Raw genomic sequence first — 16122 nt, 5'->3', positions numbered from 1 at the left:
AATTATGATACACCTATGCTATACTTTAAGAAATTAAGGAATTCCTAACTGCAATATGTCTGGCTCCTGTGCATTTATAAATATGTTATGAATATTAGTTTTTTAGATTTTTTAATGAAATATATAAAAAACATTATAAACACAATATATTTATTAACAGCACTGCATAAAACTTATTAAAAAATATATTACTCCTAAACAAATACAAATAAATATTTGCAAAAAAATATTTTTATGTTATAATTTTCAGACTATAAAACCTATGTGCCTGTAGCTCAATTGGATAGAGCATCAGATTGCGGTTCTGAAGGTTGGAAGTTCAAATCTTCTCAGGCACGTTTAAATTAAATATATGGAGAGATGTCCGAGCGGTTGAAGGAGCACGATTGGAAGTCGTGTGTATGTAAAAGTACCGTGGGTTCGAATCCCACTCTCTCCGTAGTTTAGTTTCCTACATCTCTTATAACGGGGTTCTACGGCAGTTGATGATGAATCCGCCAGGTTCGGAAGGAAGCAACGGTAAGTCAACCCAACTGGGTGCTAGTCCTCCTGTTATAAGGGGCCTTTTTTATTCACATCAATCTTTTAATATAAATAAACATCTTTTTCTATATAACTTTTTTATTCAACTTTTCTAGCCTTACATGCTGTCTACTTCGATAAGGGTAAAGCCCTGCAAATAATAAAAATGAAAAAAGCTAAAAATTTTTAGTATATATTGAAATAATTATTTTTTATAATTTTTTGTTGTTCTTTTTCCCGCAGCTACGCACCTAAAGGTACTCCCTTTGGTCGCCCTGAAGGACTTCCTCAAAAGAAGTAAAAAGTGCAAATGTTTAAGCTTTATATTTTTGTAATATATAAAACTAAAATAATGTTTATATTTATGTCTGTATATAAAAGCTATACTTCATAAAATGCAGTTCTTCGCAAAGCGTATCCGAAGGATATAGGCTTCTTTTATACCAATACCGAGTAGGTGCCTATCGGCAAAAGAACTGGTGTGCTACCCTACGGGCACGCTTCGCAGGGGGGCAAAGCCTGCAAATATCTTAATTTAAATAAATAATTTTTAACAAACTTAAATACATAGTTAAACAACGATATTTTGTCATATAAATTTTTGTTTTATTCAACTTTTACCGCAGCAAAAAGTTTTAACCTACGAGTACGCTTCGCGAAAAGTGCAAATATTCTACACACTAGTAATATATACAAAAAATAATAATTCTATCTTTCTCAAAACAAAAACTTTAGCAAAACACTCATAGCAGTAAAGCAATAACAAACAATAAAATTCAAAAAATCTAAATTGACAAACTTAAAAATTTATACTCTGCTCTCTTGATTAAAAATCAAAATACTATATAATATTATCAACATGGGGAGCTTGTAAAAGGCTGAGAGGAAGTTTACATAATTAGGCTTCGACCCTTATAACCTGTTTGGGTAATGCCAGCGTAGGGAATTATATCTTTTATTTTTTCTTTAATATTAATAAAATGATACCTTTTCTAATGTTGGTCTTGTTTTATTAAATTGCATAATCAAACAAGACTAAAAAACAAAATTCAATAAAGCAAGACAAACGGCGTTATAAAAATCTCTATTTAATATTTTTAAGGAGTTTTTTATGACTTGTAATTTTAAACAAAAGAACTTTTTTATCAAAACATTATTTCAAACATTTTTTACTTTTCTAATTTTTTTACTAATCATATCTTGCGGTAGTAAAGAAACAAAAAACATTAAAGATGAACTTACAGTAAACTTAGGCTATGAACTTGAGTCTATTGACCCCGCAATAAACGATGAAACTTATGGTTTTATTTATATTAATCATGCATTTGAAGGGCTATTAACAAAAGACTTAAACAATAAAATAGTGGGAGGATCTTCAGACATATGGGAGATAAGCGAAGATAAATTAAAATATACATTTCACATAAGAGAAGATGCAAAATGGAGCGACGGCAAAAAACTCACAGCTGATGATTTTGTATATTCATATAGAAGAATCGTTAACCCTAAAACAGCATCTCCTATAGCATATTTAATGTATTATATAAAAAATGCAAAAGACATAAACACAGGCAAAAAGCCTATTGAGAGTTTGGGAGTTACTGCAGTAGATGAAAACACTCTTACAATAGAGCTTGAAAACCCTACATTATACTTTGAAGATATTTTAGCTTCTGGTGGTTGTTATGTGCCTGTGAGAGAGGACATTATAAATAAATACGGTGATGATTGGACTTGGAAGCCTGAGGCATATATTGGAAATGGTGCTTACAAGATGACAGAGAGAAAGCCCGATGAGTTAATAGCATTTGAGCTTAATACTAATTATTGGGATTATAAAAATCAGATTGCTAAGAAAATTAATTTTGTTTTGATAGCTGATGAATACATATCTCTTAATGCCGTTAGAACAGGAGATGTTGACTTTTCTATTAATGCCCCTCCTATTGGCGAGATAGAAAGTTTAATAAAAGAAAACCTTATGGCTGTAAGTGACATTATAGGAGTTTATTATTTAGATTTAAATAATAAAGATAAAACCTTGTCAGATAAAAGAGTGAGAAAAGCATTATCATTAGCAATAGACAGAAATTACATTGTAAGTAATATTGGCTACGGCAAACTAATAGCAGCAGAAAGCTTTGTTCCTCCTGTAGTAAAAGGGCTTGAAAAATCTTTTAGAGAAGAGAGCAGCAATTTCATAATAGCGAACAATTACAGCAACAATATAATAGAAGCAAAAAAATTATTAGCAGAAGCAGGCTATCCAAACGGAGAAAATTTTCCAATATTAGAAGTAAAAGTTTCATCTGGTTTCTATACAACAGTATTAGAAGCAATTCAGCAGATGTGGAAAAATAATTTAAACATTGATGTGGCAGTGAGAACAGAAGAGTCAAAAATCACACTTCCTTTCAGACAATCAGGCAAATACCAAATGGCTAGAACAAGCTGGACAGGTGATTATAATGACCCTCTCACAATGCTTCAAATTATGACAAGCGATAGCGATATAAATTACGGCGGTTTTTCAAATGAAAGATATGACTATTTAATAAACTTTGCCACTGCTTCTACAAATGAAAAAGAGAGAATGGAAGCATTAAAAGAAGCAGAGGCTATTCTATTTGAAGATATGCCTATAATACCTTTTATATATAGAACAGATTTTTTGGTTGTAAATCCAAAATTAAAAAATTATATTGATGACCCATTGGGAAGATATAGATTTAATTATGCCTATATTGAAGAATAGTTTTAATAAATTGTAATTTTAATAAATTTAAGAAATAAAGTGCTATTTTTAAATAGTATTTTATTTCTTAAAAAATTTTATTTACACACCCCACCCTTTTTTCTTGATGTTCTAATTTAAAATTTAAGCTTCCACCATCTTTATTGCTCAACGAGAATTTTTAGCTCCCCACCCAAGTGTTTTTTTTAATTTAAAAACTCCATCACCGCACGTTAAGCAAAACAAAATATGTAAATTAATTATAAATACAACTTTTATTATTTTTATAAATACATTTACCGTGCGGGAAAGTAGATTATTAGCTTAATTAAATCTTGGGCGGGTGTGCTTTTTTTAATTAGACAATAAAGAATATTAAAACAATATTTTTTATATAAACACAAAACCTAATAGGGCGGGATATTAGAATAAATTAAAAAACTTAGAGCAAAAAATATATATAACTAATAAAAGAGAATATTTTAAATAATTGACTTTAATTAAAATTTACATTATTATAGATTCATATATTTTAAATTTTATAAGGATTAATATAAGTATGGAAGAGAAACAATACAGTTTAGAAGAATCTATAGAATTAATTTCAAGAGGAGCAAGCGAAATAATAGGCTTAGAAGAGATAAAAGAAAAGCTAAAAAGCGGAAAAAAATTAACAGTAAAAGCAGGATTTGACCCAACAGCTCCGGATATACACTTAGGACATACTGTACTTTTAAGAAAGATGAGACATTTTCAGCTACTTGGACATAAAGTTATATTTCTTATAGGAGATTTTACAGGTAGAATAGGAGACCCATCTGGTAAGACAAAAACTCGCCCAAGATTAAGTGAAGAAGATGTTTTAAGAAATGCAGAAACTTATAAACAGCAAGTTTTTAAAATCTTAGACCCTGAAAAAACTATAGTTGAGTTTAACTCTAAATGGCTTGGCAAGATGAGTTTTGCAGATGTACTTGGACTTACTTCAAGATATACAGTAGCACAAATGATAGAGAGAGATGATTTTTCTAAGAGATATAAAAATGGTCAGCCTATAAGCATAATGGAGTTTTTATATCCATTAGCTCAGGGTTATGATTCTGTTTCTTTAGAATGCGATGTTGAGCTTGGAGGTAATGACCAAAAGTTTAACTTACTTGTTGGAAGAACCCTAATGAAAGAATATGGTCTATCTCCTCAGGCAGTTTTAACTGTGCCTTTGCTTGAAGGTTTAGATGGTGTTGAGAAGATGAGTAAATCTTTAGGCAACTATATAGGTGTTTATGACAGCCCTAAAGATATGTATGGCAAGGCTATGAGTATACCTGACAACTTAATTCTCAAATATATGGAATTAGTTACAGATATACCTATGAACGATATAAGAAACTATAAAAAGGCTATGGAAGAAGGAGAGAATCCAAGAAATATTAAATCTATACTTGCCAAAGAGATTGTAAAATTGTATCATACAGAAGATGATGCTAATAATGCTGAAGAGGAGTTTAAGAGAATATTTAGCTCTAAGGGTGTGCCTGATGAAATAGAAGAAATTGTTGTTGGTAAAGATGATAATATTTTAAATATTTTATCTGTGTGCATGAAAAATGAAAGTAAATCCAATTTAAAAAGATTAATTTCTCAGGGAAGTGTTACTTTAGATAATGAAAAGATTACGGATATAAACTCTAATATAAATAAAGAGGGAATATTAAAAATAGGAAAACGTAACTTCTTTAAAATAAAATTTTCTTAAAAAAGATAAATGTGATTTTTAAGAGGCAATAATGCGAGTCTTGATATTACTATTATCTTTAATAATATTTAATGCATACTTATATGCACAAGATAATAATCAAGATAATAATAATATTAGAACAAATGAAAATGCATTAATGCAAATAAATCAATTCGATGCTAAAAGAAATCCCGTTTCTTTTATTAATATAGTTAATTTTACTCCATATTATGTATTAACAGAATATGCAAGAAATTACGGTATAGAAATTTATCCTTATGATGACGAATCTACTTTGAGAGCGAGGATTATAAAAAGGCAAGTTAATGTAGATGTTGTAAAAATTACGGGTGAGAATAATATAAGAAATGTTGCAAGAAGTAGTATTAATGCAGGCGGTGGGCAAATAGAGTTTAAAAGTGCAGATTATGTTGAAAGGTATAAGATAGATGAGGCAGATGAAGAATTAATAGCATTATATGGAAATGTACAGCTGAAAATGTACAATAATGTTATGAGTGCTGACAGAGTTGTTTATAGCATGAAAACCGGAGAAGTATTTGCTTCTGGTAATTTAAAAGTAGAATCTGGAAGCAGCGTTTTAAATGGCGAATGGTTCATGCTTAATAAAGATGATAAGAAAGGTATCTTATATAACGGAAACACAAAATTTCAAAGTTTTACAGTTCAAGGTAACATAATAAAATTTAATGACCCTGATTTTTTTGCTAATGATAGTAGTGTAAGTTTTTCAAGACTTACTCCTGTAGCACATGACTTTTTAGCTTCAAGAGTTTATTTATGGGATACACAAAAGGTATTAATATTTAACAGTATATATAGGGTTGGAAGGCAGCCGGTATTTTACTTTCCTCTATTTATTCAAAATAATGTTGGTACTGGTATTATAAGCACTTTCGGGCAAAGTTTAAGAGAAGGCGTTTATATGCAAAACAGTAAAACTTTTAATTTATATGGAGTTGATCACAGAATAAGGTTTGATGCATATCAAAAGTTAGGTTTTCTTATTGGAGATGAAATCAGATACACTAGCCAATATCATAATTTATCTTTAGATGCTATGTTTGCCTTAGGAAGACAATATTATTTACTTGATTCTTATATATCTTCTAGTATTGGTTTTGGTACAAGATACGTTAACTATTTTACTGGCGGACAAGTAGGTAAATTTGTGCCTAGGTATAAGTTTCAATATGACCATACTATACAATTATATAGCGGAGAAAATATTAATGCTTATCTTACTGGTAAATTAAATTTAAATAGTGATTTATATTTTAAATCTGATTTTTATAATCAAAGAGGAGCTTTAGATATATTATCATTATTCACTGCCATTACTGGTGATTTAAGTGATATAGGAGATTCATATCCAGAAAGTTACATACAAAACTCCATATATGTTAATAGCACTATATATGGTGTTAGTTTAAGAGCTGGGGCTGAATGGAATCTCACAGCTGTAAGAAATTTATCTGTAAACTATAACACAAATTTTGATTATTATATGCCTAAACCAAGCAGATTAGTTCTGCCTTCATTATCGGCAAGCTATAGTTCTGTTTTTGGAGATGAGACTTCTTATTATTTCCCTGATGTTAATATTAATTATAATATCAGTATGAATTATTCTCACACAATAGATTATAAGACCTCCGAAGGTATAGCATTTTATAATAATCCTAATCTCAATGAGCAGCTAAACGAAAAATTAGCTGAAAGAAATAACTTGCAATTAAACGGCGGATTATCAAGAAGTTTTACTAATTTATTTATGCGATTTACTCCTAATTTTAATATAGACTATGCTTATCAAAAAAGTGTCAATCCTAAGTCAGAGGATTTAATTTATGACAGAGACAATACATATTTAGGTTTAGCGAGCAGTATGAACCTTTCTGTATTTTTACCTAACTCCATATTGCCTTACAAATTTGATAACTATTTCTCCCCATCTGTGACTTGGGATACATCATATAGCATTGGCTATAGATTTAAGCAAAAAGATGCTGCATATACTAATGAAAATCAAAGCGGAGATTTCAGCAGTCATAGCATTAATACAAGTCTAAACGCAGGCGGTACTGGATACAGCATATTTTTTATACCTAATTTAAATTGGGATATTAGAGGTACTATTAGAACGGGTTATGACCTTATACCAACATATAATGCTCAAACTAAAAATTATGAACTTATACATAATACCAATAGATTTTTAACAACAGAAGTAGGAGGCTCTACAAGATTATATTATGACTCTTCCTATATTTCTTATGATTTATCTAAAAACCTACTCGGTACAAATTTTACACAAAACGCTATTAATACTCTTATTCATGTCCCTATTCCTATAGATAATCTCACCGATTGGATATTGGTAAGAAATAATAAAAAGAAATTCTTTGACGGCTATAAAAATGATTTCAGATTCTTCTTTGATATAACATATAGACATGACTTTATTAACTATAAATATAATTCTGCAGCTTTTTCACTTGGTTTTGAATTAAAAATATTAGAACAATTTACTTTTAGTTTTTCTACAACAAGCAGAAACGACAGAGCTTATAGATACATAAAGTCTTATGCTGAAAAAGAAAATGAAACTTGGGTCAATCCTTTCTGGGATATTGTTGATTCTTTTAATTTTAGAGATTCTCAAAAAAGAATAAACAGCTTATTTAAACTAAGTTCTATAAATACTAGTATATGGCATGAATTAGACGGCTGGCAATTAAGGGCTACTTTTTCTATATCGCCTTCTTCTCTTCCTTCGGATATTGCAAGCGGTTCGGTTAAGGGTTCTTATTGGAATAAAGAATTTTGGATTGAATTTACTCTTACTGATTTCCCTAATGCAGGACTTCCTAGAAGAGAATATGACCTCAATTCTACTATTACAGATTTGAGAGACAATCAAACTACTAGTAGCATTTTTTAATTTATGGGTACAAAAATGATAAAAAAAATATTTATCTTATTTATTATTATAGTATTTTATAATTTGCATGCTGATTACAATTATATAAATAAAATTTTCACTGCTATAGAAGATAATGATATTAATTATATAAAATATATAGTAGAAAATGATACACAAAGCTTAAAATATAGGCTTCCTAAAGATTATGAAAACAATTTGGAAGGGGCTACTCCTTTACTTTATGCCATTTATAATGACAAAAAAGATATTATTAAATTTTTTATAGATAATATAGATGATTCATATTTGAAAGATAGAGATGATAAAAATTATAATAGCATTATGTATGCTGCTGCTTTTTCTGATATAGATACTTTAAAATTGATAGCAGAAAAATCTCCAAGTTTAATTAATAGCGAAACAGAGTTTAAAGTTAATATACTTCATATAGCAAGCAGCCATAATAATTATGAAGTTATAGAATATATATGCACTAATTTTAATATTGACATTAATTCGCGTGATATTGACGGCTGGACTGCTCTTTATCATGCGGCTAATTCTCAAAGCATTGAATCATACAGACTTCTTATAAAATTGGGAGCTAATACTCAGATTACAGACAATAATGGTATGTATCCTTCAACAAGACTTAGAGAGCTTGTGATGATGAAGTATAATAAACTAAATGACATTGATAGGGAATTATTTGAAGCTATAAGAGACAATGATATAAAAAAATTAAGAAAAAGCATAGAAAATGGTGCTAATGTTAATGCAGAAGATGGTTATGGGCTTAGTGCTTTGCATTTTGCTATAAGAAATAGAAACATAAAAGCTGTTGATATTTTGCTTGACTGTGAGAATATTAATTTGGAGGCTACTCTTCCAAACGGATATTATACAGCATTAGATAATTTCAGCAGAGAGGCTGTTTATATAGGCGGGGCTACACCTTTACTTTATGCTATATTTAAAAGCAATGGAGACAGCAGAATAGTAAGCAGGCTTATTAAAAAAAATGCCAATATCAATACTTCTGATGAAGAGGGCTGGAATAGTTTTTTATATGCAGCTGCTTTTGGAAATGTTCGTATAATGAGCAGTTTAGTAAGCAAAAATAAAAATTTAGTTAATAGCAAAACTAAAAAAAATGTAACTGCTTTACAAATGGCTGTTGTATATGATAACATTAAAGTAATTAGTTATTTGGTTAATAGGCTTCATGTTGATATTAATGCGAAGGATAATGACGGCTGGACTGCTCTTTATTATGCTGCTGCTAATAGAAAGGCAGAAGCTTATAATTTGCTTATAGAGCTTGGTGCTGACAGAGAGATTGCTAATAATGAAGGTTTAAAGCCTGATGATATATTCTTTAATGATTAGTTATCATAATATGTTATTATAATAACTACTCTCTTATAGTTTATAATTATAAAATTTTATATAAAATATTGATATACTATTATAATTTTACTATACTATATAAAGTTATCAAATATTGGAGTATATATATGAGTAATTTTATAAGACATTTATCAATAAGAGTACCTTGGCATGACACTGCATGGAATGGAAAAACATGCAAAAATCCTGAAAAAAACATATATTGTAATATATTAAAAAATATAGGCGAAAAAAGAAGAAACTGCTTAGAATGTAAAGAGTTGGATATTAATGATGAATCTACATATCCGCCTTGTATTAAAGAAAACGTTTCTATTTTAAAATCTAAAGATATACCTATTACTATGAAATATCAATATAGTTCTAATGATAATATAGGAAATCATTTTAAAAAAACAAAAATTGATTTTGAAAAATACAGTGCATCTGTTATACCATTTAGATGGATGATGAGAAATAAAACAGGTCAGTATAATTTTAATGATATTAAAGGTTTAGATCATAATAAAGAGGATAAGTTAGAAAAAAAAGCAGGCTATTTAAATACTTCTTGGTGGCAATGTAAAGATAATCAAAAAATATTGATGGATACATTTTATAATTATATAGCTGCAGAATCTTCTTTATGCTTTTTTTATTCTAAAAATGCTCCGTTTATAGAAGATACAAAGGGAAGAAGGATAATAATTGGTATAGGTAAAATTACTGGTTTGGGAGATATAATAGAATATTATTATGAGCTATCAGATAATGATATAGATTCTAATGGATTGAATAGAGCATTGATATGGAATAGGACTGTTTATCATTCAATAAGAGAAGATAACAATGAAGGATTTATATTTCCTTATCATGAACTGCTTGATTATTCTAATAAAAATAAAGACGAAAATATAGATTTTGAGAAATGCACTTTATTCAGCGATGCAGAAATGTTTGAAAATTTTTCTTATGTAAGCGAACATGTATATAATGATCAGGTTCTTGATTTGCTATATAAAGCAATAAATGTATTAGATGAGATAGAAAAAGTTTTAAATAAAGATTATTCCAAACAAAAAGAATGGATAGAAAAACAAATAGATAATGTATGGAAAATTAGGGGGCTATATCCTTCATTTGGTGAAGTTCTTAAAAGTTTAGATATAGAAAATGCTTATGAAATAGAGAGAAAAATTTATGATGAATCTAAAAAAGAAGAAACCATGGATTATTGGGATTATTTTGAAGAGCATATTCATGATTTCAGCATTGAAAAAAGCAGAATAAAAAAAATAGAGAAGATGCCTGAAGATAATAAGAATTTTTATTATTTAATTAGCAGAATGAGTTTAAGCGAAGAATGCATTAATAGCTTAAAGAATATATCTGATGATGAAAAAAAATATATTATAAATAATCCTTATATTTTATACACTAATTATGGTATTAATATTTTTACAATAGATAAAGCTATATTTATAGATGATAATTTAAAAAATATAGATAAAAATTATGGTATAGTATTTGAAGATTATGATGATAAAAATAATTATATGAGAGTAACAGCATTTATAGTATATATAATGTATGAACAGTTATATAATTCTGGTCATACTGTACTTCCATTAGAAATGGTATTAAAAGAAGTTAATAATATTAGTATGGAAAATAAAATAAATATAGATACGGATGATATTAATGTTATAAAAGATGAGGATTATTTTAAAGAAAATATTTTGATTATAGAAAGTATAGATGATAATGGTAAGAAAAAAATATCCCTTCAGTTAAAATATTATAATATTATAAAAAATATTATAGAAGAAACTGTAAATAATAGAATTAATGAAAAAAACAAACTAGATGAACAATCTATAATTTCTGAGTTAGATGATTATACAATTGATAATAATAAATTATCAGACAATCAAAAAAAATCTATCAAACATTTGGCTTTAAATAAATTTTCTGCATTAACTGGTTCTGCGGGTACAGGAAAGACCCATGTAATAAAAGCTTTATGTTCATTATCTGAAATAAATAAAGAATCAATAATGATATTGACTCCTACAGGAAAAGCAAGAACACTTCTTCAAAATGTAGATAATGCACAAACTAAGACAATTGCTGGTTTCTTAAGTAAATACGAAAGATATGATTTTGATAATGCGTATTTTAGTATAAAAGAAAAATATGAATCAAAAACATCGTACAAAACTGTAATTATAGATGAAACTTCTATGGTGTCTGAAACTATGCTTGCGGCAATATTTGAAGTTGTTGGAAGTAATGCTGAGAGAATTATATTAGTAGGGGATCATTGTCAGCTTCCTCCTATAGAAGAAGGGAAACCTTTTTATGATATAATAAAATATTTAGAAGAAAATAAATTAAATAATAATTTACTAATATTAAAAGAAAATTATAGACAGAAAAAAGGAAGCGAATCTATTGAATATGCTTTAAAATTCAGAGAAGAAGATGAAGAAAATGAAGAAGAAATTATAGATAATCCAAACAAAGAAAATGATATAGAATTTATAGAATGGAATGATGAAGAAGAGTTAGAGAAAAAAATATTAGAAGTTTTAGGTAAAATATCCATTAATAATGATGATAAAATATACATCAATGATTATAATACTTTGTTAAGATCATTTGGTGCTTTAGAAAATGGCAATTATGTAACTTTTCAAAATGCTAAAATAACACATAATTCATGGCAAATATTAACTCCATTTAGAGAAAGGAATTATGTAGGATGTAAGCCTATTAATAGCGTAATACATAATAAGTTTTTTGTTGATGAATTAAAGAAAAAGTACAAAGATAATTATGGAAGAAGATTGCAGCTTTTACCTACTCCCAGAGGTGAAGAACAAATATCATATGGTGATAAAGTTATAAATTTAAAGAACCATAAAAGATATTGTATAAATAAGAAAGGCGATGAATATTTGGCGAATGGAGATATAGGTATAATTACAGGAAGAATAGATAAGAATAAATTAATAGAAAATGATTATTTTATTATTAATTTTGAATCGGCGAATGGATATTTTAGATTTGGATCAACTAGCAAAGATGAAAGTAAAATTAAAAAATTATATGAGCATGATTTTCCTAAAGATGAAAATTCTATTGTTGAATTAGCCTATGCTCTTACAGTTCATAAATCTCAGGGAAGCGGATTTGGTACTACTATAGTGATAATACCTAATATATCTTCTAATCTTGTAAGCAGAGAAATGATATATACGGCTTTAACAAGACATAAAGATAAAGTGTATGTATTACATCAAAATTTAAAATCTGAATTAAATAAATATCAGGAAGACAGATATTCTATGATTATTAGAAGGATGAATAATTTATTTACAGATAATCCTTTATTTGAATATTATGAGAAATATAATAGCTATTTTGATAAGAATAAAATACATATAACAAGTAATGGAGAGTTTGTAAGATCAAAATCTGAAGTTATCATAGCTGATAGTTTATCTAAAAATGGTATATCTTATGAATATGAAAAAGAATTGAAATTAGGTGATAGAAGATTTATACCAGATTTTACAATAGAAAAAGATGGTAAAGTTTATATATGGGAGCATTTAGGTATGATGGACAATAAAAAATATAAAGATAAATGGGAAGATAAAAAATCAGTATATTATTCAAATGGTATAAAAGATGCTGATAGTTTAGAAGATGCTAAATATTATCTTATAACTACAGAGGAAAGTAGCACAAGTGGAATTAATAGTAAAGCTATAAATGATATGATAAAAAAGTATTTTTAAATAATTAAAAATATTTATTTTTTTTAATTATTAAACCTTATGATAAATATACAAATATTTCATTATAAGGTTTTATTTTTTTATTTTATAAATGTTATAGTAATATTATATTTTTTCTTTATAATGTTGTTATTAATTTATTATTATTATATAATTTTTTATATTATGTTTACTAGGAAATTGATGCTATGATTAGAAATGTATTTTTATTAATTATATTACTTTTTTCTGCTAATTTTAATATATATGCTATAAATCAAAAAGAAAGTGAATTATTTTGGGCTATAAAAGAAAAGAAAAATGAAAGAGATTTAAGAGAGATTTTAAAATACAGAGTGGACTTTTCTGCTACAAATGAAATGGGATTAACTCCGCTTTTATATACTATTGAATGTAACAATGAAAGGGCTTTGAGAGTGCTGCTTGAGTATAGCGATGTTAATATTGAATACAGACTTCCTAATAATTTTGCAGCTTATCCGTTTGTAAATAAATATGAAGGAGATAGCGTTAATATTGGAGGAGCTACTCCTTTAATGTTTGCTATATTTAAAAATAATTCAAAAGCAGTTAAAGAGCTTATAGACAAGGGGGCTAATGTTAGAGCTAAAGACAATGAGGGGAACTCTGTATTTTTATATGCATGCGGTTTTGGGGAAGGTAATATTATAAGAATGCTTCTTCAAAAAGACAGCAGTTTAGTTAATGATAAAACCCCTAACGGCAATCTTAATGGGCTTCATTATGCTGCTGCTTTTAATAATTTAAATACTATTAATTTCTTAGTTAAAAATGTTGATATGAATATTAATGACAGAGATTCAAATGGATGCACTGCTTTATATTATGCCGCTTACTATGCAAAAAAGGATGCCTATAATCTTCTTATTAAACTTGGTGCTAATAAAGATATAGGTGATAATTATGGAGTAACCCCAGAATATATATTATCAGGCGGAAGTTCTGCTTTTGATTTAGATGATAATAACAAAGAAAATAATAATACAAACACTTACTACGAAAACATGTTTATAGCAAGAGTTATTCAAACATCAGATACCAATGCATTAAGAGATATAATGATGTATTCTAATTTTAATATGAACTCTATCATTATGGCTTATGACACTCCCCTCACTTATGCTATACATCTTGATAAAGATGATATGGTTAATGAACTTTTTAAATATAAAATGAATAATACTAATATTATAAATATAGAAACTTCATATATACCGGCTGATGAAGTTTATTTTGATGAAAGTATAGCAGAGTTTACAGGCAATGTATATTTGGGTGATGTTAGCCCTTTGCAGTATGCTATATTTAAAAATAACACTAATATAATAAACACTCTATTAAAACATGGAGCAGATATAAATAGAAAAGACAGTTTAGGAGATAATGCTTTAATGTATGCTGCAAGATTTTCAAGTACCGAAGTTATTGATACAATTTTAAATTACAGCAGCAATTCCTATAGAGTTGTAGATATATACGGCAACACTCCTTTGCATAATGCTTCATCACTCGGAAACACTAATACTTTAATTGCTCTCATGAATAGAACTCCTATTAGTATAAATATACAAAATATTAACGGAGACACCCCTTTGCATTTGGCTGTAAAAAATAACAACAGCAATACTTATAGATTTTTATTATTAAAGGGAGCTGATTATACTATAAGAAATTATGACGGCAAAACTGCTTCAGATTTATTGTATGGTGATAGTATAGAAAATATAATGGGCAATTTTGGAAATACTAATATTTATAGTACCAATTCATATAATAACAATATAAATTCCATTCAAGCAAATAATGTTAATAACATTGTAGAAGACTTTTTATATGATAATATGCCGGATGATGATGCTTCCTACTATAAAAAAGAAGAAGAAAAGAGTGAATATTCAAGTCAATTAGAAAGCAAGATTCTTTTTGACGCTATTTATAAAGATGACGCCGCTTTAATACATAATGCCATCTCTAACACTATTGATATTAATGTAAGAAACTCTGAAGGATTTACTCCGCTTCTTTATGCTATTCATTATGATAAAACTAACGCCATTAATACACTTTTAAGCTATACTGATAAAATAGATATAAATAAAGGGGCTGACCCAGATAACTTAAATTTGTTAAAATTTAAGTATGAAACGTAGTAAATTAAGTGAAGAAAAACAATTAAAATTAATAGAGCATTTTGCAGCAGGAACTACAGCAAGGACTGCCTCTGCTCTTATTGGAATTAATCGTAAAACAGCAATATTATATTATATCATTTACGAGAATTAATATTTGAATATGAGAAAGAAAAAGAAGAAGAAGTTTTTAATGGAGAAATAGAAGTTGATGAGAGTTATTTTGGAGGCAAAAGAAAAGGAAAAAGAGGGAGAGGAGCTAAAGATAAAATACCAGTGTTTGGTTTATTAAAAAGAGGAGGAAAAGTATATGTAAAAATGATAAATAATACTAAAATAAGCACTTTAATGCCTATTATTAGGCAAAAAGTACAGCCAGATAGTATAGTTTATTCAGATTATTATCATAGTTATGATGTATTAGATGTCTCTGAATTTAAACACTTTAGAATTAATCATAGTGAAAAGTTTGCTGAAGAAAAGAACCATATTAATGGTATAGAGAACTTTTGGAATCAAGCAAAGAGACATCTTCGTAAATTTAATGGAATACCAAAAGAACATTTTCACTTATTTATTAAAGAGTGTCAATTTAGATTTAATAATCCAAAAGTTGAAAAACAGTTGGAAATTATATATAATTTAGCAAGAAAGGAGCTTTTTTAGTTATCTAGGACAGCCCCACAAGTTTTATGTTATAATTTGAATACGAAATTGAGCAACAAATCGCAATTTATAAAAGGAGAATATTGATGAAACTATTTTTATGTTCGCACTTTTCAAGTGTAGGAAGTCTGATAAAGGAAGAAATTGAAAATAAGAAAGTCGCATTTATT

The 16122-nt window shown here is 27.9% G+C and carries 5 protein-coding genes, 2 tRNA genes, 1 other RNA gene, 3 pseudogenes and 1 riboswitch; all 11 genes and pseudogenes read left to right on the top strand.

Annotation, left to right across the window (positions count from 1 at the left end):
• The first annotated feature begins 264 nt into the window (after positions 1–264).
• Positions 265–338, top strand: a tRNA-Arg gene (locus Q0H31_RS10835).
• Positions 339–354: 16 nt separating this feature from the next.
• Positions 355–439, top strand: a tRNA-Ser gene (locus Q0H31_RS10830).
• A 24-nt stretch (positions 440–463) separates the two neighbouring features.
• Positions 464–558, top strand: an RNA gene (gene ffs, locus Q0H31_RS10825) — signal recognition particle sRNA small type.
• Positions 559–1372: 814 nt separating this feature from the next.
• Positions 1373–1485: riboswitch (TPP riboswitch) on the top strand.
• Positions 1486–1633: 148 nt separating this feature from the next.
• Complete coding sequence (locus Q0H31_RS10820; protein WP_295298091.1) at positions 1634–3277, top strand: peptide ABC transporter substrate-binding protein; 1644 nt, start codon at positions 1634–1636, stop codon at positions 3275–3277.
• A 538-nt stretch (positions 3278–3815) separates the two neighbouring features.
• Positions 3816–5012, top strand: a complete 1197-nt coding sequence (gene tyrS / locus Q0H31_RS10815; protein WP_295298089.1) for a tyrosine--tRNA ligase — start codon at positions 3816–3818, stop codon at positions 5010–5012.
• Positions 5013–5043: 31 nt separating this feature from the next.
• On the top strand, positions 5044–7959 hold the full coding sequence (locus Q0H31_RS10810; RefSeq protein WP_295298087.1) for an LPS-assembly protein LptD: 2916 nt from the start codon (positions 5044–5046) through the stop codon (positions 7957–7959).
• 15 nt (positions 7960–7974) lie between these two features.
• Positions 7975–9330: an ankyrin repeat domain-containing protein gene (locus Q0H31_RS10805; RefSeq protein ID WP_295298085.1), complete on the top strand. Its 1356-nt coding sequence runs from the start codon at positions 7975–7977 to the stop codon at positions 9328–9330.
• Positions 9331–9458: 128 nt separating this feature from the next.
• Positions 9459–13136 carry an AAA family ATPase gene (locus Q0H31_RS10800; RefSeq protein WP_295298084.1) on the top strand — a complete coding sequence of 1226 codons (3678 nt, stop codon included), beginning with the start codon at positions 9459–9461 and terminating at the stop codon, positions 13134–13136.
• A 188-nt stretch (positions 13137–13324) separates the two neighbouring features.
• Positions 13325–15250 (top strand): annotated as a pseudogene (locus Q0H31_RS10795) (ankyrin repeat domain-containing protein); the annotation flags it as partial.
• Positions 15251–15296: 46 nt separating this feature from the next.
• Positions 15297–15952 (top strand): annotated as a pseudogene (locus Q0H31_RS10790) (IS1595 family transposase).
• 86 nt (positions 15953–16038) lie between these two features.
• Positions 16039–16122, top strand: a pseudogene (locus Q0H31_RS13240) (peptidase S51); the annotation flags it as partial.

The sequence above is a fragment of the uncultured Brachyspira sp. genome, assembly GCF_934747485.1.
In the GTDB taxonomy this organism is placed as follows: domain Bacteria; phylum Spirochaetota; class Brachyspiria; order Brachyspirales; family Brachyspiraceae; genus Brachyspira.
Note: the sequence above shows the minus strand (reverse complement) of the source record. Positions and strands in the feature narration are given on the sequence as shown.

What these genes read in the sequence shown, in the direction of transcription:
- Q0H31_RS10805 (WP_295298085.1), top strand. Translation starts at nt 7,975, where the DNA reads ATGATAAAAAAAATATTTATCTTATTTATTATTATAGTATTTTATAAT.
- tyrS (WP_295298089.1), top strand. Translation starts at nt 3,816, where the DNA reads ATGGAAGAGAAACAATACAGTTTAGAAGAATCTATAGAATTAATTTCA.
- Q0H31_RS10820 (WP_295298091.1), top strand. Translation starts at nt 1,634, where the DNA reads ATGACTTGTAATTTTAAACAAAAGAACTTTTTTATCAAAACATTATTT.
- Q0H31_RS10810 (WP_295298087.1), top strand. Translation starts at nt 5,044, where the DNA reads ATGCGAGTCTTGATATTACTATTATCTTTAATAATATTTAATGCATAC.
- Q0H31_RS10800 (WP_295298084.1), top strand. Translation starts at nt 9,459, where the DNA reads ATGAGTAATTTTATAAGACATTTATCAATAAGAGTACCTTGGCATGAC.